The sequence below is a fragment of the Streptacidiphilus sp. MAP5-3 genome, from assembly GCF_041262505.1.
Classification (GTDB): Bacteria; Actinomycetota; Actinomycetes; order Streptomycetales; family Streptomycetaceae; genus Streptacidiphilus.
Genome location: NZ_JBGCCL010000040.1, coordinates 23,464 through 48,491, shown reverse-complemented (window position 1 = coordinate 48,491; position 25,028 = coordinate 23,464). Strand labels below are relative to the sequence as shown.

General features: G+C 73.2%; 19 protein-coding genes and 1 pseudogene. 14 read left to right on the top strand and 6 right to left on the bottom strand.

Annotated features, from left to right (window positions below; translation table 11 throughout):
- From ABH928_RS33945 to ABH928_RS33935, 3 genes and pseudogenes are all read left to right on the top strand, one after another.
- Positions 1-126 (top strand): annotated as a pseudogene (locus ABH928_RS33945) (4-hydroxy-3-methylbut-2-en-1-yl diphosphate synthase); the annotation flags it as partial.
- Positions 127-362: 236 nt separating this feature from the next.
- Positions 363-1,211, top strand: coding sequence for a GNAT family N-acetyltransferase (locus tag ABH928_RS33940; RefSeq protein ID WP_370072565.1), 849 nt, complete (start codon positions 363-365; stop codon positions 1,209-1,211).
- A gap of 118 nt (positions 1,212-1,329) precedes the next feature.
- Positions 1,330-1,899: a GNAT family N-acetyltransferase gene (locus tag ABH928_RS33935; protein ID WP_370072563.1), complete on the top strand. Its 570-nt coding sequence runs from the start codon at positions 1,330-1,332 to the stop codon at positions 1,897-1,899.
- Here ABH928_RS33935 and ABH928_RS33930 read toward each other — a convergent pair.
- The 3 genes from ABH928_RS33930 to ABH928_RS33920 form a co-directional block, all read right to left on the bottom strand.
- Entirely contained in the window at positions 1,859-2,425 is a 567-nt protein-coding gene (locus ABH928_RS33930; protein WP_370072562.1) for a hypothetical protein, read from the bottom strand. The two genes, ABH928_RS33935 and ABH928_RS33930, sit on opposite strands and share 41 nt — an antisense overlap.
- 110 nt (positions 2,426-2,535) lie before the next feature.
- Positions 2,536-3,462: an aminoglycoside phosphotransferase family protein gene (locus ABH928_RS33925; RefSeq protein WP_370072561.1), complete on the bottom strand. Its 927-nt coding sequence runs from the start codon at positions 3,460-3,462 to the stop codon at positions 2,536-2,538.
- Between the two features lie 192 nt (positions 3,463-3,654).
- Entirely contained in the window at positions 3,655-4,704 is a 1,050-nt protein-coding gene (locus tag ABH928_RS33920; protein ID WP_370072560.1) for a ferritin-like domain-containing protein, read from the bottom strand.
- A gap of 144 nt (positions 4,705-4,848) precedes the next feature.
- Here ABH928_RS33920 and rimP point away from each other — a divergent pair, with 144 nt between their 5' ends.
- From rimP to ABH928_RS33870, 10 genes are all read left to right on the top strand, one after another.
- Entirely contained in the window at positions 4,849-5,439 is a 591-nt protein-coding gene (gene rimP / locus ABH928_RS33915) for a ribosome maturation factor RimP (RefSeq protein WP_370072559.1), read from the top strand.
- A gap of 36 nt (positions 5,440-5,475) precedes the next feature.
- Positions 5,476-6,471 carry a transcription termination factor NusA gene (gene nusA / locus ABH928_RS33910; protein ID WP_370072558.1) on the top strand — a complete coding sequence of 332 codons (996 nt, stop codon included), beginning with the start codon at positions 5,476-5,478 and terminating at the stop codon, positions 6,469-6,471.
- A 198-nt stretch (positions 6,472-6,669) separates the two neighbouring features.
- Positions 6,670-6,969 (top strand): YlxR family protein, encoded by a 300-nt coding sequence (locus ABH928_RS33905; protein WP_370072557.1) that lies wholly within the window; start codon positions 6,670-6,672, stop codon positions 6,967-6,969.
- Positions 6,970-7,108: 139 nt separating this feature from the next.
- Complete coding sequence (gene infB, locus ABH928_RS33900; RefSeq protein WP_370072556.1) at positions 7,109-10,192, top strand: translation initiation factor IF-2; 3,084 nt, start codon at positions 7,109-7,111, stop codon at positions 10,190-10,192.
- Between the two features lie 143 nt (positions 10,193-10,335).
- The gene (locus ABH928_RS33895) at positions 10,336-10,632 is read left to right on the top strand and encodes a DUF503 domain-containing protein (protein WP_370072555.1); all 297 of its coding nucleotides are present in this window, start codon (positions 10,336-10,338) and stop codon (positions 10,630-10,632) included.
- A gap of 75 nt (positions 10,633-10,707) precedes the next feature.
- Positions 10,708-11,223 carry a 30S ribosome-binding factor RbfA gene (gene rbfA, locus ABH928_RS33890; RefSeq protein WP_370072554.1) on the top strand — a complete coding sequence of 172 codons (516 nt, stop codon included), beginning with the start codon at positions 10,708-10,710 and terminating at the stop codon, positions 11,221-11,223.
- 2 nt (positions 11,224-11,225) lie between these two features.
- Positions 11,226-12,416, top strand: coding sequence for a bifunctional oligoribonuclease/PAP phosphatase NrnA (locus ABH928_RS33885; RefSeq protein WP_370072553.1), 1,191 nt, complete (start codon positions 11,226-11,228; stop codon positions 12,414-12,416).
- A gap of 7 nt (positions 12,417-12,423) precedes the next feature.
- A complete protein-coding gene (gene truB / locus ABH928_RS33880) occupies positions 12,424-13,338 on the top strand; it encodes a tRNA pseudouridine(55) synthase TruB (RefSeq protein ID WP_370072552.1) in 915 nt (304 codons plus the stop codon).
- A 219-nt stretch (positions 13,339-13,557) separates the two neighbouring features.
- A complete protein-coding gene (locus ABH928_RS33875; protein ID WP_370072551.1) occupies positions 13,558-16,968 on the top strand; it encodes a serine protease in 3,411 nt (1,136 codons plus the stop codon).
- 68 nt (positions 16,969-17,036) lie between these two features.
- On the top strand, positions 17,037-17,981 hold the full coding sequence (locus ABH928_RS33870) for a bifunctional riboflavin kinase/FAD synthetase (protein ID WP_370072549.1): 945 nt from the start codon (positions 17,037-17,039) through the stop codon (positions 17,979-17,981).
- A gap of 104 nt (positions 17,982-18,085) precedes the next feature.
- Here ABH928_RS33870 and ABH928_RS33865 read toward each other — a convergent pair whose 3' ends face one another.
- From ABH928_RS33865 to eccE, 3 genes are all read right to left on the bottom strand, one after another.
- Positions 18,086-20,584, bottom strand: coding sequence for an AAA family ATPase (locus ABH928_RS33865; RefSeq protein ID WP_370072548.1), 2,499 nt, complete (start codon positions 20,582-20,584; stop codon positions 18,086-18,088).
- 491 nt (positions 20,585-21,075) lie between these two features.
- Positions 21,076-21,855 carry a hypothetical protein gene (locus ABH928_RS33860; RefSeq protein ID WP_370072547.1) on the bottom strand — a complete coding sequence of 260 codons (780 nt, stop codon included), beginning with the start codon at positions 21,853-21,855 and terminating at the stop codon, positions 21,076-21,078.
- Entirely contained in the window at positions 21,855-23,204 is a 1,350-nt protein-coding gene (gene eccE, locus ABH928_RS33855) for a type VII secretion protein EccE (RefSeq protein WP_370072546.1), read from the bottom strand. The genes ABH928_RS33860 and eccE overlap by 1 nt, the downstream gene beginning before the upstream one ends.
- A 218-nt stretch (positions 23,205-23,422) precedes the next feature.
- Here eccE and eccB point away from each other — a divergent pair, with 218 nt between their 5' ends.
- Positions 23,423-25,012 (top strand): type VII secretion protein EccB, encoded by a 1,590-nt coding sequence (eccB, locus tag ABH928_RS33850; protein WP_370072545.1) that lies wholly within the window; start codon positions 23,423-23,425, stop codon positions 25,010-25,012.
- The last annotated feature ends 16 nt before the right edge of the window (positions 25,013-25,028 follow it).

Sequence of the window (25,028 nt, the reverse complement as noted above, 5' to 3'; positions counted from 1 at the left end):
GTCATCAAGACCGTGCCGGAGTCGAAGATCGTGGAGACCCTGATCGAGGAGGCCATGAAGCTGGCCGAGCAGATGCAGGACGCCGGCGCCCCGTCGGGCGCCCCGTCCGTCGCCGTCAGCGAGTGATCAGTCAGCGAGCGACCAGTCAGTGACTGATCGATCGATCGTGATCGTGCCGGACGAGCCGGCTGGTCCGAACTGATCCGGCCGTTCCGGTCGATCGATCACCAATGTCGTCACCCTGGGGTTGACGTGGGCCTGTGGTACAGGCCAACGTCAATCCCGGTTTGCTGTTCGGAAGAGCGCTCGTTCTGGCACAGGGGGTCGCCGGGACGAGATGAAGGGATAGGGTGCCCCCCGTGTTGAGCAGTTCGGTGGCCACGACGCGCGTGCTGACCCCCGCAGACCTTCCCGCTGCCCTCGAGGTGCTGGAGCGCGACCCGATCGAGAACGCCTTCGTCGCCGCGCGCGTCAACATCGCCGGGCTCGACCCGTGGCGGCTCGGCGGCGAGATGTGGGGCTGGTTCGAGAACGGCAGGCTGGACGCGCTCTGCTACGCGGGCGCCAACCTGGTGCCGCTCAGCGCCTCGCCCGCCGCGGTGAAGGCCTTCGCCGAGCGGGCCCGCCGTCAGGGCCGGCGCTGCTCCTCCATCGTCGGCACCGCCGAGACCACCGCCGAGCTCTGGTCGCTGCTCGAACCGCACTGGGGCTCCGCCCGAGAGGTCCGGCCCCGCCAGCCGCTGATGGCCACCCGGGCGCCGTCCCAGGAGATCGCCGCCGACCCGCACGTCCGGCGGGTGCGCCGGGACGAGATGGACAAGCTGCTGCCCGCCTGCGTCGCGATGTTCACCGAGGAGGTCGGCGTCTCCCCGCTGGCCGGTGACGGCGGCCTGCTCTACCGCGCCCGGGTCGCCGAACTCGTCACCAACGGACGGGCGTTCGCGCGTTTCGAGGGCGACCGGGTGGTCTTCAAGGCGGAGATCGGCGCGGCCACCGACCGCGCCTGCCAGATCCAGGGGGTCTGGGTGGCACCGGAGTTCCGCGGGCGCGGGCACTCCGAGAGCGGCATGGCCACCGTGGTCGAGTACGCGCTGCGCGAGGTCGCACCGGTCGTCAGCCTCTACGTGAACGACTTCAACGTCGTCGCGCGGGCCGCCTACCGCCGGGTGGGCTTCACCGAGATCGGCGCCTTCATGAGCGTGCTGTTCTGATCCCCGCTCCCTGAACCCGCTCGCCGATCCCGCTCGCTGATCCTCGCGCTGACCCCGCCGGGACGTCCGATCCGGACACCGATGGCTGATCGTCGGTCCGAGGCGATAGCGTCCGCGTATGGACGATGTCACGATCGAACCGATCGATCTCGCCGCCCGGGCGTCTGCGGCGCTCGATGTCCAGGCCGCCGCCTTCGGGCTGACTCCCGAAGAGCTGGCGGTGCGGCTGCAGATCGTCCTGCGCCACGCACAGGTGCCCGGTGTGCGCGCCTTCGGGGCGCTGCACGGGGACGAGCTGGTCGGCTTCGGCTACGGCATGCCCAACGACCGTGAGCACTGGTGGAGTTCGGTCATCGAGCCGTACCTCGCCGCCAATGGCAGGGACGGCTGGCTCGACGACGCCTTCTCGGTCACCGAGTTGCACGTCCATCCGCGCCACCAGGGCCGGGGGCTGGGACGTGCCTTGATCACCACGCTCTGCGGGGCGAGTCCGCTGCCGCGCACGATCCTCTCCGCCGTCGACCGGGAGACGCCGGCGCGCGGGCTCTACCGCTCGCTCGGCTACCAGGACCTGGCCCGGCGGGTGATGTTCCCCAACACGCCGCTGCCGTACGCGGTGATGGGCGCGCCGCTGCCGTTCCCGCCGGTCAGGAGCGCCCGTCGGGTTCGTCTGCCTTGGCGCGCCTAGCCTCCCTGAGCTGCTCGGTCACCACCGAGAGCCGGAACATCGCCAGCACCAGCGCGGCGGCGAGGAAACTGCCGAGCGGACCGTAGAAGATCACGTCGTACTGGCCGCGCATCCAGGCGGTCAGCGCGGCCAGGCCGGGCACGCCGAGCAGTACCAGCAGCGGCCAACGCCCAGGGACCACCAGCGCACCGGCCGCCGCCAGCAACGGGAAGAGCAGGAACCCGTGCGTCAGCGACCCCGCGAGCGCACCGGTCACCGGCACCAGCAGGGTGGCGAAGACCATCGGCAGCCGGGCGTGGTGGAGGCGCGGACGCAGCGCGGTCACCACGGTGCCGCAGTACAGGAACGCGAAGATCCCGAGACCCAGCAGCGCGAACGACGGCCTGGGGTAACCCCCGTGGAGCACGTCGGAGTAGAGCGGGACCAGCACCAGCAGCACCCAGGGCAGCAGCAGGTAGGGGCTGAAGTGCCAGGCCCGGTCGATCTCCTCGTCGGTCAGCCGTCGGCGGCGTGGCGGCACTGCCACAGGTTCATCACTCCGGACTCGGTAACGGGCGGTTGATCAGGTGGTCGTTCGATCAGGAGGTCATTCGACCATGCGGTCGTTCGACCGGAACGGATCGCAGCGGACGGGGATCAGATCATGGCAGCGAATTCCAGGTAGAGCGAGGCATGTTGGGTGTCGCCGACGTCCAGGCTCCACAGGCCCGCCTCGACGGTGCGGAAGAGGGTCCAGCCGCGGAGCCGGTCCCGGTCCACGGCGGCGTCGTCGGCCAGCCGGTGCAACCGGCGACGGGCTGCGGCCTCCGGGCCGGGGGAGCCGGCCAGGGTCTCCAGCCGGTCCTGGGCCAGCCAGGCCAGGTCGTAGGCGCGCTCACCCACCAGCGGCTTGGGATCGATGGCCAGCCAGGGGGAACGTTCGGCGGCGAGGACGTTGCCGTGGTGGTAGTCGCCGTGCAGCAGCAGCCGCTCGTCGCGGGCGGTCGCGTCGGCGAGCAGCGCGGCGGAAAGCTCCAGCGCCTCGTCCACCAGCGGACTGAGCTCCGCCGCGGCAGGCAGTTCACGACGCCGGGCCAGCGCCGCGCGCAGCCCCTGCACGTAGTCGGGGACCAGGGTGAAGTCGTGCTGCTCCGGAGGCGCGACCCAGAGCAGCCGCAGCGCTCCGAGGGCCTCCAGCATGGCCTTGCTCTCCGGCAGGGAGAGCAGCGGCACGTCGCTGTTGAGGCGCTCAAGCAGCAGGGTGCCGTCCTCCGGAGCGGACTCCAGCAGGCGGACCGCCCCGTGACCGTCCCAGTGCGCCAGCGCCGCGTGCTCCTGGGCGCCCTCGGGGTGCGGGTAGCCGATCTTCAGCGCGGCGGGCGTTCCGTCGGCGCGGCGGACCAGCAGCACCAGGCTGATCTGGCCACCGGGCTCGCACACCCGCTCCAGCACGAGGTCCCATCGTTCCAGGTTCTCGGCGGCGAGCCGCGGGAGCGCGGCCAACCACGCCTCTCCGGCGCCGTCGGTCCAGCGCCTGACGGTGTCCTGGAGCCGGGCGGGGATACGGAAGCCTGGTGCCGTCATGCTCGCCCTTCTTCGGTGATCGTGCCGATTCCCATTGTCGACCATGCCGCTCGGCTCCCGGCACCTGCCCCGTGCGGACCGCTGTGCGCTGCCACTGCCCGCTCCGGTGGCCCGGGCCAGGGCACTCTCTCGGGTGCCGGGCGTCGAGCGGGCCCCGGAAGGGCGACCGGGACCGGCCTTGGCCTCCTCGCCTCAGCTCGAGGAGGCCGGCTCCGGGAGGCCGGGAAAGGCCGTCGGGGTCCCGCCCCAGGAGAGGCCGCGCAACGCGGCGGCCCGGAGCTCGGTGGCGGCCTCGGTCCGCAGTGCGCCAGTCGCGGCCTGCACGCCGTTGGCGTAGACCGCCGCGAGGCGGGTCTCCAGCAGAGCCGCGAGACGCCGGGCGGATCCGGCGTCGGTGACGTCGAACGGCAGCACGTAGGCCGCCGCCGCGGCCTGGGGGCGTGCGCCCGCCGCGGTGATCCGGGCGGACAGGGCGTCCCGGCGGGCCCGGTGCAGGTCGAAGTCGGTCGACGCCCGGTCCCGGTCAGAGCCGCTGAGCTGCGCACCTATCACGCCGTAGCCGTAGACGGCGGCGTCCTCCGCACCGAGCGCCGCCTGGAGCGAGCTGAGCTCGGCGGCGCTGAGATGGGCGGGGGCCGAAGCCGACGTCGGCTCCGCGGTGGCGGGCGCGGGCGCGCCGAGCACCACCGCGCGCTGCGCCGCACCCGCCGACACCGACGCGAGCAGCCTGGCCAGCGCGGGTGAGACCGCGAGCAGTTCCGTGGCGCACTGCGTGGCGAGCGCCGACTCGCGCGCTCCGAGCACCGCGTTGCTGACCGGAGCGGCCGACGCCCGTGGGGACGCCGACCCGGAAGCCGATGCGGCGGCGGATGCGGATGCGGAGGTCGAGACGGATGCGACGGCCCGTGGCGACGGGCTCGCGGTGACGGTTGCCTGCGCGCTCGCCGCTGCCTTCGCGGCTCCCGCGGCGCCTGCGGCCCGCGCAGCGCCCGGATCGACCGTGGCCAGCTCTGCCGCAAGCAGCCGTCGCAGGTCAGGGGTGTCCTGACGGGAGTTGTCGTAGGCCGCCAGCAGCGCCGTCATCGCCGCCCCCACCCGACGCCGGGCCGCCGTGTCCGGGTCGACGCCGACCGACGAGGCGCCGGAGCCCGAGGCCGACTGCGCGGTCGTGCCTCCGCACGCGGTGAGAACGGTGAGCAGCCCGGCCGAGAGCAGGCTGCGGCGGCGAAGGAGAACGGCCATGAGCAGGGACGTTACCGCGTGCGTCGGACACGTGGGAGTCACGCGGTGATTTGTGCCGAATCGGCGCACGCACGGCCGACCGGATAGGCTATGGGCGCACTTAGACCTTCCGACAACAGCAGACGCGGCCGAGGAGTAACCCGGATGAGCACCACCCAGAACGATCGGCTGCACGGGCTGCTGGAGCCGCTCGCCGCCAAGGCGGGCGCCGATCTCGAGGAGGTCAGGCTCGGCAAGGTCGGCGGACGCCGCGTCCTGGAGGTCGTCGTCGACGCCGACGGCGGCGTGGACCTGGACGCCGTGGCCGAGCTCAGCCGCGTCTTCGGCGAGGCGCTGGACGCCTCCGACCTGATGGGCGACGGCGAGTACCGGCTGGAGGTCGGCTCCCCGGGTGTCGACCGTCCGCTGACCCAGCCGCGCCACTGGCGGCGCGCCACGACGCGCCTGGTCAAGGTGCAGCTCACCGCCGGTGCCGAGGTCACCGGCCGGGTGCTGGAGTCGGACGACGAGGGTGTGCTGCTGGAGATCCCGCCGGTCAAGGGCCGGGGCAAGGCCACCGAGCGGCGTCTGGCCTTCGCAGAGATCGCCAAGGCCCGGGTGCAGATCGAGTTCAACCGCAAGGACTCGGCTGCCGATGAAGACGTTGAAGATGTTGAAGGCGTTGAGGACCTCGAGGACGTCGCCGACGACGACTTCGAGGACGACGAGGACGGTCACGCCTCCGGCGAGGCGTGACCGAAGAGAACTGAAGAGAGAAGAGGAGGCGTAGCCATGGACATCGACATGAGCGCCCTGCGCGGGCTCGTCCGCGAACGTGAGATCAACTTCGATCTGCTGGTCCAGGCGATCGAGTCGGCCCTCCTCATTGCGTACCACCGCACTGAGGGTTCGCGGTCCAAGGCCCGCGTCGAGCTGAACCGTGAGAACGGGCATGTCACGGTCTGGGCCACCGAGGACCCCGACGAGGTCGAGGAGGGGTCGACCCCCCGCGAGTTCGACGACACCCCGACCGGCTTCGGCCGGATCGCGGCCAGCACCGCCAAGCAGGTGATCCTCCAGCGTCTGCGCGACGCCGAGGAGGAGGTCACCTTCGGCGAGTACGCCGGCCGTGAGGGCGACATCGTCACCGGTGTGGTCCAGCAGGGCAAGGACCCGAAGAACGTGCTGGTCGACATCGGCAAGATCGAGGCGATCCTGCCCGCCCAGGAGCAGGTCCCGAACGAGGAGTACCAGCACGGGCTGCGGCTCAAGTGCTACGTGGTCTCGGTCAAGAAGGGCGTCCGCGGCCCGTCCGTGACGCTCTCGCGGACCCACCCCAACCTGGTGAAGAAGCTCTTCGCGCTGGAGGTCCCGGAGATCGCCGACGGCAGCGTCGAGATCGCCGCGATCGCGCGCGAGGCCGGTCACCGCAGCAAGATCGCGGTCTGGACCGACAAGCCCGGCCTCAACGCCAAGGGCGCCTGTATCGGCCCGATGGGCGGTCGGGTGCGCCAGGTGATGGGCGAGCTGATGGGCGAGAAGATCGACATCGTCGACTGGTCCGAGGACCCGGCCGAGATGGTCGCCAACGCCCTGTCCCCCGCGCGGGTGACGAAGGTCGAGATCGTCGACTACGACTCCCGCTCGGCCCGGGTCACCGTGCCGGACTACCAGCTGTCGCTGGCCATCGGCAAGGAGGGCCAGAACGCCCGCCTGGCCGCCCGGCTCACCGGATGGCGTATCGACATCCGCCCGGACACCGAGGGCGAAGAGGCCGCCGGGGCCTGACCGCGTCGGTCGCCGCAGCGCCGGAGGGCAGGGCCGGAGGTCCGGGTCGCACGTGACCCGGACCCGACTCCGCCCCGACGCGGACGTGGCCCGGACGTGGCCCGGACGTGACGAAGAGGAGCCGCTCGGTGGCGCAGCGCTTGATCGCCTGCGGATAACCGAGTCGGATCGAGGACCATCAGAGGGGTAGACTTGGACGTGTCTGGCCGGACGCGCACCGCAGCATGCCCGGAACGCACCTGCGTCGGGTGTCGGAAGCGATCGGCCAAACACGACCTGCTGCGTGTCACGGCGGTGGAGGGCGCATGCGTCCCTGATCCCCGTGGCACGTTGCCCGGTCGGGGCGCGTACCTGCATCCCGAGTCGGGCTGCCTCGCGTCGGCGCTGCGCCGACGGGCGTTCCCGCGGGCGTTCCGCCTGCAGGGACCGCTCGACACCACCGCACTCGAGCGGTACGTCGAGCAGATCGCCGCCGGGGCGATCGCAGTTGTTCGGTGAAGTGAAGTTGTCAGGTAACAGGTACCTCGCGAAGTCGAAAGTAGGTCGAGATTGCGATGAGCACTCGATGAGTACGCGATGAGTACGAGCATGAAGCGATAGCGACGGTCCGGCGGAGTCCCGGACCAGAAGGAGCGAAGTGGCTAAGGTCCGGGTATACGAACTCGCCAAGGATTTGGGCGTCGAGAGCAAGGTCGTCATGGCCAAGCTCCAGGAGCTCGGTGAGTTTGTCCGTTCGGCGTCGTCGACCATCGAGGCGCCTGTTGTACGCAAGCTGGAGCTTGCGTTCGGTGGAGGCAGTGCCCCCGCCAAGTCCGCGTCGGGTTCCTCCGGGAAGCCCGCCGCGCCCAAGCCGGCCGGTGCAGGCCCGAAGCCGGGCGCCCCGCGCCCCGCCGCGCCGCGTCCGCCGGCCCCCAAGCCCGCTGCGGCTGCGCCGCGTCCGGCCGCTGCCACGGAGGCGCCCGCCGCCCCGGCCGCGCCCGCCGCGCCGCGTCCGGCGGCCGCACCGGGTCCGCGTCCGGCCGCCCCGCGCCCCGCGGCGCCGGCTGCCGAGTTCACGGCCCCCGCCGCGTCCGCGCCGGAGACCCCCTCCGCGCCCGTGCCGCCGCGTCCCTCCGGGAACGCGCCGCGTCCGGGTGCCCCGCGTCCGGCCACGCCGGGCGCCCGCCCGTCCGGTCCCCGTCCGGGCAACAACCCCTTCACGTCCAGCAACACCGGCATGGCCCGTCCCGGCGCTCCGCGTCCGGGTGGGGCTCCGGGTGGCGAGCGCGGCGAGCGCGGTGACCGTGGTGACCGCGGTCCCCGTCCGGGTGCTCCGCGTCCGGGTGGGGCTCCGGGTGGCGACCGTGGTGACCGCGGTCCCCGTCCCGGCGCTCCGCGTCCGGGTGGGGCTCCGGGTGGCGAGCGCGGCGACCGCGGTCCCCGTCCCGGTGGCGCCGGTGCTCCCGGTGGGATGCCGCGCCCGCAGGGCGCTCCGCGTCCCGGTGGGCCCAGCCCGTCCGGCATGCCGCGCCCGAACCCGGGCATGATGCCGCAGCGTCCGGCCAGCGGCCCGCGTCCGGGCCCCGGCGGTGCCGGTCGTCCGGGTGGCCCCGGCGGCGGTCGTCCCGGCGGTGCCGGTGGCGGTCGTCCCGGCTTCCAGGGTCGTCCGGCCGGTCCGGGCGCTCGTCCGGCCGGTGGCGGCGGCTTCGGCGGCCCGCGTCCCGGTGGCGGCGGCGGTGGCTTCGGCGGCGCCCGTCCGGGTGGTGGCGGCGGCTTCGGCGGTCGTCCCGGTGGTCCCGGTGCCCGTGGTGGCACGCAGGGTGCCTTCGGCCGTGGCCCCGGTGGCCGTCCGGCCCGTGGCCGCAAGTCGAAGCGTGCGAAGCGCCAGGAGTACGAGGCCATGCAGGCCCCGTCCATCGGCGGTGTGATGCTGCCGAAGGGCCACGGCGAGACCGTGCGCCTCTCGCGTGGCGCGTCGCTGACGGACTTCGCGGACAAGATCAACGCCAACCCGGCGGCCCTGGTCTCCGTGATGTTCAACCTCGGCGAGATGGTCACCGCGACCCAGTCGGTCTCCGACGAGACGCTGCAGCTGCTCGCCGGTGAGATGGGCTTCACGCTGGAGATCGTCAGCCGGGACGACGAGGACCGCGAGCTGCTCGAGTCCTTCGACATCGACTTCGGCGAGAACGAGGGCGGCGAGGACGAGCTGCGTCCGCGTCCGCCGGTCGTGACCGTCATGGGTCACGTCGACCACGGTAAGACCCGCCTGCTCGACGCCATCCGCAAGACCAACGTGGTCGCGGGCGAGGCCGGTGGCATCACCCAGCACATCGGTGCCTACCAGGTCGTCACCGAGGTCAACGGCTCCGAGCGTGCCATCACGTTCCTGGACACCCCGGGTCACGAGGCGTTCACCGCCATGCGTGCCCGTGGTGCCAAGTCCACCGACATCGCGATCCTGGTGGTCGCGGCCAACGACGGTGTCATGCCGCAGACGGTCGAGGCGCTGAACCACGCCAAGGCCGCCGGTGTGCCGATCGTGGTCGCCGTCAACAAGATCGACGTCGAGGGCGCCGACCCGACCAAGGTCCGCGGTCAGCTGACCGAGTTCGGTCTGGTGGCCGAGGAGTACGGCGGCGACACCATGTTCGTCGACATCTCCGCGCGCCAGGGCCTGAACATCGAGCAGCTGCTGGAGGCCGTGGTCCTGACCGCGGACGCCAGCCTGGACCTCCGGGCCAACCCGGAGCAGGACGCCCAGGGCATCGCGATCGAGGCCCACCTGGACAAGGGCCGCGGCGCCATGGCGACGCTGCTCATCCAGCGCGGTACCCTCCGCGTCGGTGACTCGATCGTGGTCGGCGACAGCTACGGCCGTGTCCGCGCCATGCTCGACGAGAACGGCAACAACCTGCAGGAGGCGGGTCCGTCCCGCCCGGTGCTGCTGCTCGGTCTGACCTCGGTGCCCCGCGCCGGCGACAGCTTCATCGTCGTCGACGAGGACCGCACCGCCCGCCAGATCGCCGAGAAGCGCTCGGCCCGCGACCGCAACGCGATGTTCGCGCGTCGTCCGGTCCGCGTCTCGCTCGAGGACCTGGACAAGGCCATCGCCGCCGGCGACATCCAGCAGCTCAACCTCATCATCAAGGGTGACGTCTCCGGTTCGGTGGAGGCCCTGGAGGACGCGCTGCTCAAGCTGGACGTGGGCGAGGAGGTCGAGCTCCGCATCCTGCACCGCGGTGTGGGTGCGATCACCGAGTCCGACGTCGACCTGGCCATGGGCTCCGACGCCATCATCCTGGGCTTCAACGTCCGGGCCGAGGGCCGCGCCCGTACGGCGGCGGACCGCGAGGGCGTCGACATCCGCTACTACTCGGTCATCTACCAGGCGATCGAGGAGATCGAGGCGGCGCTCAAGGGCCTGCTCAAGCCGGAGTACGAGGAGGTGCGCCTCGGCTCCGCGGAGATCCGCGAGGTCTTCCGCTCCTCCAAGTTCGGCAACATCGCCGGTGTCCTGGTCCGCGAGGGCCTCATCCGGCGCAACGCCAAGGCCCGCCTCATCCGCGACGGCAAGGTCGTGGCGGAGAACCTCAACATCGAGGGTCTGCGTCGTTTCAAGGACGACGCGACCGAGGTCCGCGAGGGCTTCGAGGCCGGTGTCACCCTGGGGTCGTACAACGACATCAAGGTCGAGGACACCATCGAGACCTACGAGATGCGGGAGAAGCCGCGCGCGTGAGTGTCTGACGTGCGTGACTGACTGAGCAACGAGCAAGGGGGCCGAAGACGGGCTGAATTCCCGTCGACGGCCCCCTTCTCGCTCGGTACGGTGATCACATCAGCAGTCCCCGAGGCCTCACAGGTCGGCGTGACCTGTCACACATGTTCGTGGGAACTCTTACGTTCGATCTTCTGCTGGGGGATGTTCATTCCCTCAAGGAGAAACGGTCGATCGTGCGACCGATCGTGGCCGAACTGCAGCGCAAGTACAGCGTGTACGCGGCCGAGACCGGTAACCAGGAGCTGCATCGCCGGGCCGAGATCGGCCTGGCCGTAGTGTCCGGCGAATCGTCCTACGTCGTCGACATCCTGGACAGCTGCGAGCGGCTCGTCTCGGGCAGGCCCGAGGTGGAGTTGCTCGCCGCGAGGCGGAGGCTTCGCGACGACGAGGACGAGTAGGGCAATCATTCAGGGCGCCCCTAGGCGGGCGCATTTGGGTACTGTGCGTTGGTGCCCACAGCACGAGGAGGACCAGTGACCGACACCGCGAGGGCGCGCAAACTCGCAGACCGCATCCGGGTGGTCGTCGCGGAGACCCTGCAGCGGCGGATCAAGGATCCCCGCCTGGGCTTCGTCACCATCACCGACGCCCGGGTCACCGGTGACCTGCGCGAGGCCACCGTCTTCTACACCGTCCACGGCGACGAGACCGAGCGGGAGGCGTCGGCCGCCGCCCTGGAGAGCGCCAAGGGCGTCCTGCGCTCCACCGTGGGCCGGGAGACCGGGGTGCGGTTCACCCCGTCGCTCACCTTCGTCCTGGACGCGATTCCGGACACCGCCCGCCACCTGGACGACCTGCTCGTCCGCGCGCGGGCCCAGGACGCCGAGGTGCGCAGCGTCGCCGTCGGCAAGACCTTCGCCGGCGAGGCGGACCCGTACCGCAAGCCCGGCGAGGACGACGAGGACCTCGACGCCGAAGATCTTGACGCCGGTGACCGTGATCACGCCGACCTCGCCGACCACGACGGCGACGAGGCAGAGGACGCGTAGCCGTGCTCGGCCGGCAGGAGGACGCGTCGGAGGCGCCCACCACGCAGGTGGGCGCCTCCGCGCTGCCCGCGCACGCCCTCCCGGCGCCGCGCGCCGAGCTGCGCCGACCGGACGATCAGGACTGGCGGGCGGTGGTCGATGCGATCGCCGAGGCCCGATCGATCGATCTCGTCGCTCATGTGCTCCCCGACGGGGACGCGTTGGGCTCGGCCCTGGCGTTGGGCCTCGCCCTGCGGCAGCGCGGGGTCAGCGCGCGGGTCTCCTTCGGTGACGACCCGCAGGTGGTGCCCGCGTCGCTCGGATTCCTGCCCGGCCAGGAGCTGATAGTCCCGGTCTCCGAGGTGCCGGACCGGCCCGACCTGATGATCACCTTCGACGTCGCCGACCCGCGACGCCTCGGCCTGCTCCAAGGCAAGGCGGAGGCCGCCCGGATGCTGGTGGTGATCGATCACCACGCGTCCAACGGCGGTTTCGGGCGGCGTCGGCTGATCGACCCGCTCGCGCCGGCCACCGCGGTCCTGGTTGACGAGCTCCTGCGCCGGCTCGGCGTTCCGCTCGACCGGTCGATCGCCACCTGCCTCTACGCCGGGGTCGCCAGCGACACCGGCTCCTTCCGCTACTCCGCGACCACCCCGGCCACCCACGAGTTCGCCGCCCGGCTGCTGGCCACCGGCGTGCGCCACGACGTGATCTCGCGTCGGCTCTGGGACACCCAGTCGTTCGGCTACCTCAAGGTGCTCGCCGCCGCCCTCGACCGGGCCCGGCTCGAACCCGAGGCGGCGGGCGGCCTGGGCCTCGTCTGGACCTGGGTCCCCTGGGCCGACCTGGTCGCCCACGGCGTGCCGCCGGAGGAGATCGAGGGCCTGATCGACGTGGTCCGCAAGGCCGCCGAGGCAGAGGTCACCCTGGTCCTCAAGGAGGACCCGGACGGCAGCCTGCGCGGCTCGACCCGTGCCAACGGCGCCGTCGACGTCGCTGCGGCCTGCGCCGCGCTGGGCGGTGGCGGCCACTCCTACGCGGCCGGTTTCGGCTCCCGCCAGGGCGTGCCGGCGACGGTCGCGGCCTTCCGCGAGGCGCTCGCCGCGCTCGCCGCGACCGCGATCGCGACCGCGAGCAGGAACGCGAACGCTTCCGTGACCGCTTCTTCGAACTCTGCGAACCCCGCGAACCCGTTGACCGAACCGAAAGATTGATCACCTCTTGAAGCGCAAGGGCACTGGCCCCGACGGTCTGATCATCGTCGACAAGCCCGCCGGGATCACCTCCCACACCGTCGTCGCCCGCGTCCGGCGGATGGCCGGCACCCGCAAGGTCGGCCATGCCGGCACGCTCGACCCGATGGCCACCGGCGTCCTGGTCGTCGGCAGCGAGCGGGCGACCCGCCTGCTCGGCCACCTGGCCCTGACGTCCAAGACCTACGAGGCCACCATCCGCCTCGGCCAGGCGACGGTCACCGACGACGCCGAGGGAGAGGTCACCTCCTCCGTCCCAGCGGACCCGGAGAAGGTCACCGACGCGGCGATCGCGGCGGGTGTCGCGGAGCTGACCGGCGAGATCCAGCAGGTGCCGTCGAAGGTCAGCGCGATCAAGATCGACGGCAAGCGGTCGTACTCGCGGGTCCGGGACGGCGAGGACGTCGAACTGGCCGCGCGCGCGGTCACGGTGTCGCGTTTCGAGGTCCACGCGCGCCGGGACGTCGTCGCGGAGGACGGCACGCCGGTGGTCGACCTGGACGTCACGGTCGACTGCTCGTCCGGCACCTACATCCGGGCCCTCGCCCGCGATCTGGGCTCCGGACTGGGCGTCGGCGGCCATCTGACCGCGCTGCGGCGGACCCGGGTGGGCGCGTACGGGATCGACGACGCCTACACGCTGGAGCAGCTGGAGGAGTCCTTCGCCGACCGCGTCCTCCCCATCGCGGACGCCGCGGCAGCAGCGTTCCGCCGCTGGGACGTGGACGCGGAGCAGGCGCGGCTGCTGACCCACGGCGTCCGCATCGACGCGCCGGGGTTGGGGGGCGACGACCCGATCGCCGTCTTCGACCCGGAGGGCCGGTTCCTGGCACTGATCGAGGAACGGGGCGGGAAGGCGATCTCGCTCGCCGTTTTCGTCTGATCCCCATCTGCAGTTGGGATGTTGCAGCCCCCTCAGGGGCGCGGGGCTCCGCTGCCCCGCGCCCCTGAGTGCTGCAACCGGCCCTTGCGCCCAAATCTCGTTCTTCGTTTCCCCTAAACCTGCTTCCCTCCCACGAGCGAGCGCGCGGCGCGCGGTGGGGGCGGACGGGTGGGTGACGCGCAGGCTGCGTCCCGTCGTGGGCAGCCTCCGGATGACGTGGTGGGCGACATCCGGGGAGGCGCGGTGGGGCCGGGGCTGGTGCAGGTGGGGGATCTGCGGGGGGGTCCGCGAGGACTCGCGTTCGCCGCGGACCGGGACGGGACGCTGCTCACGGCGCACGAGGTGGTCGACGGGCTGACCGGCGTCACCCTCGTCTACCCGGGCGGGACCACGGTTCGGGTCCGCGCGGAGCGGATCGTGCCGCTGCCGGCGTACGGGCTCGCGTTGATCCGGGCGGACCGGTCGCCGCCGGGCGGGCCGTGGCCGCTCGCGGACGGGCAGGGGACGCGTCTGGTCACCCTGCCCGGGATCGCGCCCGCACTGTCCGGTGGGATCTCCGGGCTGGTGACCGCCCGCTACGAGTCGTCCGAACGGATCTGGCTGGTCCCCGACGTCTGGCTGCTCAGCGTCGAGCAGGCTCCCTACGGACTGCCGGTGCAGGCCGCAGGCGCGCCCGTCGTCGACGCGGAGACGGGCGCGGCGGTGGGCGTCGCGACCCCCGCGCTGCGCACGCGACGTCGTGGTGCGGTGCTCGCTGTGCCGCTCGGGACGGTCGCGCACGAGCCGGTCGTGGCGGACCTGCTGGCGCGGAACGCGGAGAGCGTCCCCGGGCACGGGCGGGCGCTCAACCTGGCCGGGGTGCTGGAGCTGGCGGCCGCGACGCTCGGGGCGGCGGTGGTCGAGGCAGGGGTCGGGCGTCTGCCGCGTCCCGTCGGGCTGCCGGAGTCGGCGGAGGGGTGGGACCCGGTCCGGCCGGTGCTCGCGCTGGTCGGGGAGACGGGCAGCGGGCGGACCACGGAGTTGGCCGCGCTCGCCCTGCGTCGGACCCGGGCGGCGTACCGGCTGCCGACGGTGTGGTTGCGCGGCGCGGATCTGGCCGCCGGGGACGCCAACGTGATCGATGCGATCGATCGATCGTTGCGCCGTGCTCATTCGATCCTCGGCTGTCCTGCCGCCGCGCCGCTCGGAGGTCAGGTGGCGCGGATCGCAGCAGGTGCCCGGCGACCGCTGCTGGTGGTGCTGGACGGCCCCGAGGAGGCTCCGCCGGAGCTGTTGGCCCGGTGGCGCGCCTGGTGCGGCGAGTCGGTGCGTCGGCTGCGGCGGGTCGACGGCCGCTTGGCGCTCGGCTGCCTGCCGGAGTTCTGGGAGCGGATGGGACCGGCGTTCGGGCCGGACGACGTCCACGGCTGCTGGTCGCTCGGTCCGTTGGACGCCGCCGCGGCGGCCGTGCTGGCGGACCGGCACGGCCTCGGCGGTCTTTTCCCGGCCGTGCCGACGGATCCGCTGCGACTCCGTCTGCTGGGCGAACTACGCATCGCCTGCCCGGAGTTGGCGCTGGCGGAGGATGGCGTGCCGCCCACGCGGGCGGAGCTGCTGGCGGCACGTCTCGACCTCGCCTGCCTACGGGTCGCCGAGGTCCTGGACGCCGGTCGAACCACGGGCAGGCGCAGGCGACTTGCAGCGGTGCGCCGCGTCGCCGCGACGGTCGCCGGACGCTGTCACGAGGCGGCCCGGCTGATGCTCTCCGCCCCCGACGGCGCGCTGACGGCCGCCGATTTCGACGCGCTCTTCCGCTGGGAGGGCGGCTGGGCTCAGGCGGTGCTGGACGAGGGTCTCCTGGTGCCCGCCGGGACGGGCTACCGATTCGCCCTCGGTGCGATGGCGGAGTGGTTGCAGAGCGCTCATCTGGACCTCTCCTCGGCCCTGGGGCTGGTCCTGGCCGACCCTGGACCCTCCCTCGTCGAGCGGTCCGGTCCTCCGGACCAGCCGTGGGCACGGCCCGGGCAGCCGGTGGAGTCGGCGCAGCGGGTACAGCCTGTCCGGCCCGTTCCGCCGGAGGCGGCCGGGCCCGCCGAGCGGGAGGCGTTCGCGGGACGGCGGGTGGGCGCCCACCGACGCGGTGGTCCGCGCGGCTGGGCTCCACCGGTACCCCGGCCGGGACCGCCGGGGCCGCCTCGAAAGCCCGGCGTCGGCGCCTCCGCCCCTGCCTCCGCCCCTGCCCGCGCCGCTGCCTCCACCCCTGGCCCCGACCCGAGGGCGGCCGACGTCACCGCCGCCCCCGGCAGCACTGGCGGCGCCGTGCGCGGTGGCGCGGTCGCGCGCTGGCGGATCGGCGTGCTGCGGGAGGCGCTGCTGGGCATGGCCGCGGGTGTGGACCCGAGCGCCGTCGAAGTGGCGCTGGCGCGGCTGGTCCGGCGGCTGGACGGCCCGGATGCCGCGGCGACGGGCTCCGAGCCCCGCTGGTGGGCCGAACGGCTGCTGACCGGGACCCTGGAGCGGTTGCCGGACGCCGGGCCGCACAGGGCGCTGCTGCGGTCTCTGGCGGAGCGCCTCGCCGTCCGGACGGAGGCCGGGCCGTTCGTGCCGTGGGAGTTCTGGGAGCGCGTCCCGCTGTCGGTCGAGGACCGGATGGACGTGCTGCGCCTGCTGGCGCGCGGCCCGGCACCCGAACCTCGGGCGCTGGTCGGGCGGCTGCTGGCGGCGCTGCCCGCGATCGCCTTCCCGGCGCTCTGCCGCTGGCTGGAGGACGACCGGGTCGCCGCCACCGCCGCCGGGCTCCTGCTCGACCATCGCGGGTCGGGCCTCGACGACCTCGCCGAGGCGCTGGTCGAAGCGGCACAGCCACGTGCGGACGCGCTGCTCCGGGAGCTGGCCGAGCGGGAACCTTCCGCACTCTGCCGAGCGATCGATCGTTGGGCGCACGATCCGCGACCGGAACGACAGGTCGCGGCGGCATTCGTGCTTGGATCCGCTCATCCGAAGGCGGAAGCCGATCGATCGCTCGTCCGTTTCGCCGCCGAGGCGCTGCTCGCCCGTCCCGAAGCGGAAGCCCTGCACGGGGCGGCACTGACCGCGCTGGTACGGGATCCGCTCTCCCGGCCGCGCCATCTGCGGGCGGCGCTGGCCCGCTATGTCGCCGCCGATCCACTGCTGTACGCGGACGCGCTCGCGCCCGCGCTGGAGAGCGACCCGGTGCACGTCCTGCCCGGGTACGCGGCACGGCTGCGGGAGCCGGGCGAGGAGGCGGCAGCGGTGCTCAGGGCACTCGCGGCGACCCCGGCAGCGCAGGCCCGGGTGGCCGCCGCACGGCTGGTCCACGAGCATCTGCTGCGGCGACCGGAGAGCGCGCTCCAGGTGGCGGGCTGGCTGCGGGCCCGCCTGGCGCACGGTCCCGGCGAGCGCGAGACGCTGCGGGCCTTCGTCTGCGACCTCGTCGCCGAGCAGCCGGAGCATGTCCGCCGGGTTTTCGCCGGGGCACTGCGTGACGCGGAGGGGCCGTTGGCGGTCGAACTGCGCGGGCTGCTGGAGACCTCGTGGGAGACACCCCCGGGCACATCCCCGGAGGCATCCCCGGAGGCCGGTGTGACGAGTCCGATGAGATCTCAGCACCGCGCGCATGGCAAGGTATAGGGGGTTGGAACCACTTGGGCCTGCGCCCCGCGCAGGTCGGGACGCAGGACGGACGAGGAGCGGTCAGAGTGCAGCGCTGGCGTGGCCTGACGGAAGTGCCGGAGGACTGGGGACGCAGCGTCGTCACCATCGGGTCCTTCGACGGGGTGCACCGGGCCCACCAACGGATCATCGGCCACGCCGTCGACCGTGCCCGCGAGCTGGGCGCGCGGTGCGTCGTGGTCACCTTCGACCCGCACCCGAGCGAGGTCGTCCGTCCCGGCAGCCACCCGGCACTGCTGGCCCCGCACCACCGGCGTGCCGAGCTGATGGGTGAGCTGGGCGTGGACGCGGTCCTGGTACTGCCCTTCACCGCGGCCTTCTCCCAGGTCTCGGCCGAGGACTTCGTACGGCAGGTGCTGGTCGACGGCCTGCACGCGGTCAAGATGGTCGAGGGCCCCAACTTCCGCTTCGGGCACCGGGCTATGGGCAACGTCGAGCTCCTCGCCGAACTGGGCGAGCGGTTCGGCTTCACCGTCGACGTGCTCGACCTGCAGATCAGCGGCCAGGCCGGTGGCGGCGCGCCGTTCTCCTCGACGCTGGCCCGACGCCTGGTCGCCGAGGGCGACATGACGGGCGCGGCCGAGGTGCTGGGCCGCCCGCACCGGGTTGAGGGCACTGTCGTCCGCGGCGCGCAGCGGGGACGCGAACTCGGCTACCCGACCGCCAACGTGTCCGCCCTCCCGCACACCGCCGTGCCCGCGGACGGCGTCTACGCGGGCTGGTTGACGGTGGATCAGGAGTGGATGCCCGCAGCGATCTCGGTGGGCACCAACCCGACCTTCGACGGGACCGAGCGCACCGTGGAGGCCTACGCCATCGACCGCGTCGGCCTGGACCTGTACGGGCTGCACGTCGCCGTCGACTTCCTCGCCTACCTGCGCGGCATGGAGAAGTTCGACTCGATCGAGGCGCTGCTCGACCGGATGGCCGACGACGTCAAGCGCGCCCGGGAGCTGACCGACGGCGCCTGAGCGATCGTCACGAGTCCACGAGGTCACGACGTCACGACGGAGGGCCCGCACCGATGACCGGTGCGGGCCCTCCGTCATGACGCTGCGGCGTCCTGGCCTTGTGCCTACTGTTGCGGCGGGTAGCCGTAGCCCCACTGCTGCCGGGGGTCGTGCTGCGGCGGCTGGCCGGGCGCCTGACCCTGCTGCTGCGGCGTCGGCTGTTGCTGCTGGCGCGGGTCGTACCCCTGCTGCTGGCCGGGGTACTGGTAGGGCTGGCGCGGGTCGTACCCCTGCTGCGGCGCACCCTGCGCGGGCTGGCCCGGGTACGCCTGCTCACCGGGACCGCCGGGGCCGGGAGCCTGGCCCGGCTGCTGGCCCCAGCCGAGCGGCTGCGGCTGGATCCGGGCGAAGTCCGAAGCGACCATTGCGGCGAGGTGGAAGTACGCCTCGCGGGTCTTGGGCCGCATCCGGTTCAGGTCCACCTCGGCGCCGGCCGCCAGGTGCTCGTCGAACGGCACCACCACGACACCGCGGCAGCGGGTCTGGAAGTGCGCCACGATGTCGTCGATCTTGATCATCTTCGACGTCTCGCGTACCCCGGAGACCACGGTGATGCTGCGCTGGACCAGGTCCGCGTAGCCGTGGGCGGTCAGCCAGTCCAGCGTCGTGCTGGCACTGCTGGCGCCGTCGACGCTGGGCGTGGAGACGACGATCAGCTGGTCGGCGAGGTCGAGCACGCCGCGCATGGCGCTGTAGAGCAGGCCGGTGCCGGAGTCGGTCAGGATGATCGGGTACTGCTCGCCCAGGAAGTTGATGACGCGGCGGTAGTCCTCGTCGTTGAAGGTCGTCGAGACGGCCGGGTCGACGTCGTTGGCCAGGATCTCCAGACCGCTGGTCGCCTGCGAGGTGTACCGGCGCACGTCCATGTAGCTGCGCAGGTGGGGGATCGCGGTGACCAGGTCGCGGATGGTCGCGCCGGTCTCGCGGCGGACCCGGCGGCCCAGCGTTCCCGCGTCCGGGTTCGCGTCGACGGCGATGACCTTGTCCTGCCGCTCGCTGGCCAGCGTCGAGCCCAGCGCGGTGGTCGTGGTCGTCTTGCCGACACCGCCCTTGAGGCTGATGACCGCGATCTTGTAGCTGGTCATCACGGGCGTGCGGATCACGGCGAGCTTCTGCTGCCGGTCCGCCTCGGCGGCCTTGCCGCCCAGACGGAACCGACCGCCGACGTTCTGGCGGCGCTCCGGTGCCTGGTTGCGGATCAGACGGTCGGAGGAGAGCTCCACGGCGGCGGTGTAGCCGAGCGGCGCACCCTGCGCGACGGGCTGGGCCTGCGGCGCACCCCACGGCGAGTTCGGCGCCTGCGGCTGCGCGGCTTGGGGCGGTCCCCACGGGTTCTCGCTCTGGGGCGGCACGCCCTGCGGGTACTGCGGCGGAACCGGCGGTTCACCCGCAGGGGTGGCCGGTCGGTACGGCTGCTGCTCGACGCCGTACGGCGTCGCGGGCGGCATCGGCGGCTGAGCCACCGGCTGCCCCGGCTGTCCCTGCTGCGGCGACATCGGGTAGCCCTGGGCGGCGGGCGGGGCCGACGGAGTCTCAGCCGACGGCGGCCCGAAGGCACCCGGCTGGGGCGGAGTCTCGGGGGCGGCCGCAGGCGGGAACCCGGGCCCGGCCGACGGCATGCCCGGCGGGGGGCCGAAGGGCGGAGGGCCGAACGGCGGCTGGCCCGGAACCGCCGCGTCGACGGCCGGAGCAGCGGGCGGAGCGGGCGGACCTGACGGGATACCAGGAGCCGACGGCATACCAGGGTTGGCGGGGCCGACGGTGTTCTGCGGCTGGGCGGGCGCCGGCTGGGCCGGGACGCCGGGCATGGCGGAGCCCTCGGCCGAGGGCGCGTCGGGCGCGTTCTCCGGGCCGGGAGCCGACGGAGCCGGGGGAGCCGCGGGGCCGGGCGTCGGTCCGAAGGCCGCGAGCGCCGGGTCGGCGGCGGGCTGGTCGGGGCCCGGTGCCGGTGCGAAGGCTGCGAGAGCCGGGTCGGCGGCGGGCTGGTCGGGGCCCGGTGCCGGTGCGAAGGCTGCGAGAGCCGGGTCGCCGCCCGACGGCTGAGCCCCCTGGGGGGCCTGGGCTGCCGACGGCGCCGGGGGAGCTGCGGGGCCGGGCGTGGGACCGAAGGCCGCGAGCGCCGGGTCGGCGCCTGGCGCACCCGGCGCCTGAGCCTGAACCGGACCCGGGGCCGGTGCGGGCGAAGCGGTCGCAGGCGGGCCGAACGGAGTGCCGCTCACCTGGGGCGGCAGCGAGGAGCCGTCCGTCGGTGCGGGCGCCCCTGGAACCGGTGCAGGCGCGGGCGCACCCGGCGTGGACGCCGCGGGCCGGCCGCCCTGCGGGCCGTAGGCCGCGGGGGCAGGGGGCGCGAAGGACTGCTGTTGTGCGCCCGGTTCACCCGAGGGTGCCGGTGCCGTCCCCGGGTATCCGCCCTGCTGGGGGACGGGGGCGGGAGCCTGGCTCCCCACCTGTGGGGCATTTTGCATGTACCAGGCGGGAGGGGTGTAGTCAGGCGCGTCCGACCACTCCTCGTCCTCGTCGGGCGTCTGGTCGCCGACATAGACGCCGTCGCGATCGCTGGTCACTGTGCTCGCCCTCTCGTTTGCCTCGCAGAACCACCAGAGTAATCGGCTGAGCCGACGGCTCGGCAGCCCCTCCGTCGCAGCAAGCTCCGGGCACCGTTCGCCACTCCACCGACGGTGTCCCGAAGTCGTTCAACACGTCAAGCTCTGTCCACGCCCGGTCACGGCCGGGAGACCGGTGCGGACCTGCCGGGATCCGACGCGGACTCACCAGCGGGCGGAAGGGGCCCCGTCCGGAGTCGGCCCGACGTTCGGCCGAGCCCCGATCACTCCCCGACGGACCGTCGAAACTCCGTCGAAAATTCACCCGACGCGCACCGGATCCCCATGGGACGACTCGCTCCGGGCCGGGAACCGCCCCGGCCCGGCGGCGGACCGCCGCCGTCCGCTCGGTCCGTTCAGACCCGGACGGTGTGCCCGTCTCAGCCGGCGCAGCTCAGTTCATGCGTGAGTTCATGCGTCAGTTCACGCGCCGTTTCAGTCCGTGCGCCGTGTCAGTCCATGCGTCGTGCCTGGCCCAGCACCTGGGCCTCGGACGGGGTCGGGCCGCCCTGGACGAAGCTCCGGGTGCGGCGGTTGGTCCACAATGTCACGCCGTCGCCGAGGTTGGGCAGCGCCGCCGCCTCCGCGGCCGGCAGCTGCAGCACCCGGGCGATCAACTCGGCTTCCTGCGGGGCCACTCGCTGCACGCCGACCAGGTCGGCGGCGCCGAGCAGACGGTCCGCGCCCTCCGCGAGGTAGGGCATCAGCGTCAGCATCGCCTGCCACGGTGCGGCGGAGAGGCGGCTGCGTCCGGGACGCGGGCCTGCGTCGCGCACGACCAGGACCGGACCGGCGACCGTGGCGCCCTGGGGACCGAGCCGCCCGATCGGGTGCACGGTCATGCACGGCTGGCCGCCGCCCGCAGCCTGGGCCACCGGGCCCCAGGCCTGGCCACGGCCGGTCTCCACGGCGACGCGCGCGCCGGTCGCGGCGGCACGCAGCGCGATCAGTTGGGCCGTCCAGATGCCGCCGACCAGCACCACGTCGTACGGGCGCGGACGAAAGAGGCTCAGGACGGCCGGGCCGCCGCTGCCGTCCTGGCCGATCACGACGCCGTCGTCGCCGATCGGCAGGCGGATCGAGGACAACTGGTCGAGGGTCAGCACGTGCTGTTCCCGGTGCGGGCCGGGCAGGCCGAAGCCGGCGACGGCGCGCCGGGCGGTGCCCCCGATGCGGGCGGACGTGTCGGCGACCGGGCCCGGCGAGCTCCGGCGGTGCGTGGAAGTGGCCATCAGCGCGTCCCCCCAAGCGGCAGGGTCGCCAGAAGACCTGGGACCTGCTCCAGTTCCAGTCGTACCAGTCCGGCGCCCGCGCTTCGCGCCCGGGTTTCCAACTGCCGTGCTGCTGCGGTGAGTTCGCTCTCGCCACGGGCGATGACGCGGATGTGGCCGCTCAGGGCGACCGCCCCGGTGCCGGCCTGGCGCAGGGTGAGCGCGAAGCTGCTGCCCAGCACCGGGGTGCCGGTGAGCAGGTTGACCAGCGCGGGCGTGGTCTGCGGGCCGAGGTGCGGCCACTGGCCGACCCAGTAGGTCCGGTGCCAGCGGTCGTCGCAGCGCCAGGCCTTGGCGGTCTCGGAGGTCCGGCGCGTGACCGTTCCCGCCGTGGCCGCCTGGCCCGGGTTCGCGCCGCGGCCCTGGGTGGTGGTGACCGGGTTGGGGCAGGTGGCGGTCGCGATCGCCGAGGTGACCTGGGCGGCGTCGAGCACCGTGGCGCGCAGGCCGGTCGCCGACAGTCGGCTGGCGAGCTGGTCAACGGCGCGCTGGAGCGCCTTGCGGGCGCCGAGTTCGCCGCCGCCGCGGGCGGCCACGGCGGTGCGGCACAGCTCCGGGTCGAGGCGGACGGAGACCCAGGTCAGCCGCAGGCCGGGGGTGGTGGCGCCGTGCGGCAGCTCGCGGTAGGCGCGGGAGGCCAGCGCCTGCTCGGGCAGGTGCGGTGCGGGCGCGGGCTGGGCGTACTGGACCAGTTGGACCGAGTCGACCACCACGTCGTCGGCCCGCAGGCCCTCCGCCAGGAGGTCGAGCGGCAGGCCCACGGCGCCCGGCAGCGGGCGCAGCGGCCGGTCCGGAGCCTCGACCTGGATCACGGCGCTCAGGAACGTGCCGTCGCCGACCATGCCGATCTCGCGGCGGTCGCGACGCACCGTGCCGACGCCGTCGGCCTCGATGGCGTGCTGCACGACCCGCAGCGCGGGCTCGCACTCCAGCACCGGGGCCAACGCCGGGTCGACGTCCGGTCCCTGAGGGGCCGCCGCGGCGCGGCTGGCGCGCTTCTTCAGCGCGGCCCGGGCGCGCATCGAGTCGGTGAGCGGGAGGCCGCCGAAGCGCAGCAGCGCCGCGATCAGCAGCAGGACCCCGATCGTGCCGCCGACGATCAGTGCGATCCGGCCGTGCACCCAGCCGATCAGTACGGCCGCGGCGACGGCCTCGACCACGATCAGTTGGGACAGCCGCACCGGACCGAGCAAGCCCGGTCGCGGTCGGATCCGGACGGTGACGTCGCCCGGTGCGTTCTGGGCCGGCGGCGCGGCCTGCGCCCGGGCGGGCGCCGACGGCGCGCGGCGCGAAGCGGTCTGGCTGGGCATCCCCCGTGGCACCCCTTCAGGTCGTCTGCTCCACACCGTCTCTGGCGAGTTCGGTGCGGTGTGCTGGTGGTGCGGTTCCGAGGAACCCGCGAGTGAAGCTTTCCGGAAAACCGCCCGGGAGCAAAACCCCGGCCCGGTTGGCTGATCGCAACACCGTACCCGTACCGTACGTACGGCATGCGCGAGGGGAAGCTCGAAGGAACGGGGAGAGCAACGGGATGGCATCACGCCGCAATGAGCTCAGCGCCTACACGTTCGCACGACGGCGCACTGTCGCGGCGTTCCTGCAGCCTTCGGGCGGCGGGAACGTCGACGACGCGCCCAAGGCGTTGCGTGCGGTGGTGCCGAGCCTGGTCCTCGGTGCGGTCGCGATAGCGGCCTTCGGCGCGTACGGGATGTTGAAGCCGTCCGCGCCCAAGGGGTGGCAGAGCGCCAACGACGTCATCGTCGACAAGGAGACGACCACCCGCTACGTCATGCTGGGTGGGCAGTTGCACCCGGTGCTCAACATCGCCTCGGCCCGGCTGCTGCTGAGCGGCAACTCCGGGGTCGAGTACATCGAGGACTCGGCGCTGAACGCCCCCGGCGTCTCCCACGGCGTCACGGTGGGCATCCCGTACGCGCCCGACAGCCTGCCGTCGGCGACGGACGCCGCGACGCCCAAGACCTGGGCGGCGTGCGAGCGTTCGGACGCGACGAGCGGCGACCCGATCGCACAGAAGCTGTTCGTGCTGGGGGGCTCCGAGGCCGGAACGGTGGGCGGCCAGGGGCGGTTGAACCCGCACCAGGCGTTGTACGTGCAGACGCCGGAGAACTCCTATCTGGTCGACTCCTCAGGCGTGGCGCACCAGTTGGTGGCCAACGGCGCCGGCTCCGAGCAGACGTTGGCCGACGCGGCCTTCGGCCTCAGCTACGGCAAGCCGCAGCAGGTCACCGACACGTGGCTGCAGACGCTGCAGCTGGGGGACTCGATCTCGTTGCCGAGCGGGGACATCCCGGGCTACGGCTCGCCGTACACCGGTGCGAGTATCGGCGACCAAGGCGCGAAGATCGGCGACCTGCTCCAGGCGAAGGACCCGAGCGGCAACGTCATGAACTACGTGCTGCTGCAGGACGGGCCGCACCGGATCTCCGACTTCGCCCGGGGTCTGGTCGCGGCGCTGCACAACAGCACCCAGGAGCAGTCCGTCGGCCAGTTCGACATGGCCGGCGCCAACCAGGCCGCGCCGTTCGAGAGCACCAAGAACTGGCCGCAGGACAGCGTCACCCAGGTCAACAACGGCGGCGAGTCCAGCAGCGCGATGGCCGCCTGCGCGGTGTACGGCGGCAGCATGGGCCAGTCCGGCGCGCAGCTGGGCGTCTGGGTCGGCCAGAACTTCCCGGTGAACAAGAACTCGGGCAGCGCGGGCGTCTACGTGACGCCGGGCACCGGCATGCTGCTGCAGTCCGTCAGCGGTCAGGGCGGCAGCGGCCAGGTGTACCTGCTGACCGACACCGGACTGCGCTACCCGGTGCAGATGAACTCGGACGGCACCAGCGGCAGCACCTCGAGCAGCACCTCGGGCAGCACGTCCGGCGGTCAGTCCGGCTCCAACGGCGGTGCGAGCGGCGGTAGTTCGGGCAGTTCGGGTGGTGCGGCAGGCGGCGCGGCGGGTGCCGGAGCCGACCCGAGTCAGAGCGACACGGCGGCGGCCCGGCTCGGCTACGGGCAGGTCCAGCCGCTCCCGGTCCCGGGCTCGTTCGCGGGCATGGTGCCCTCGGGGCCGGCGCTGTCGAAGGATGCCGCCCAGACACCGCAAGGGTCCTGACGTTCGGTCAGGTGGT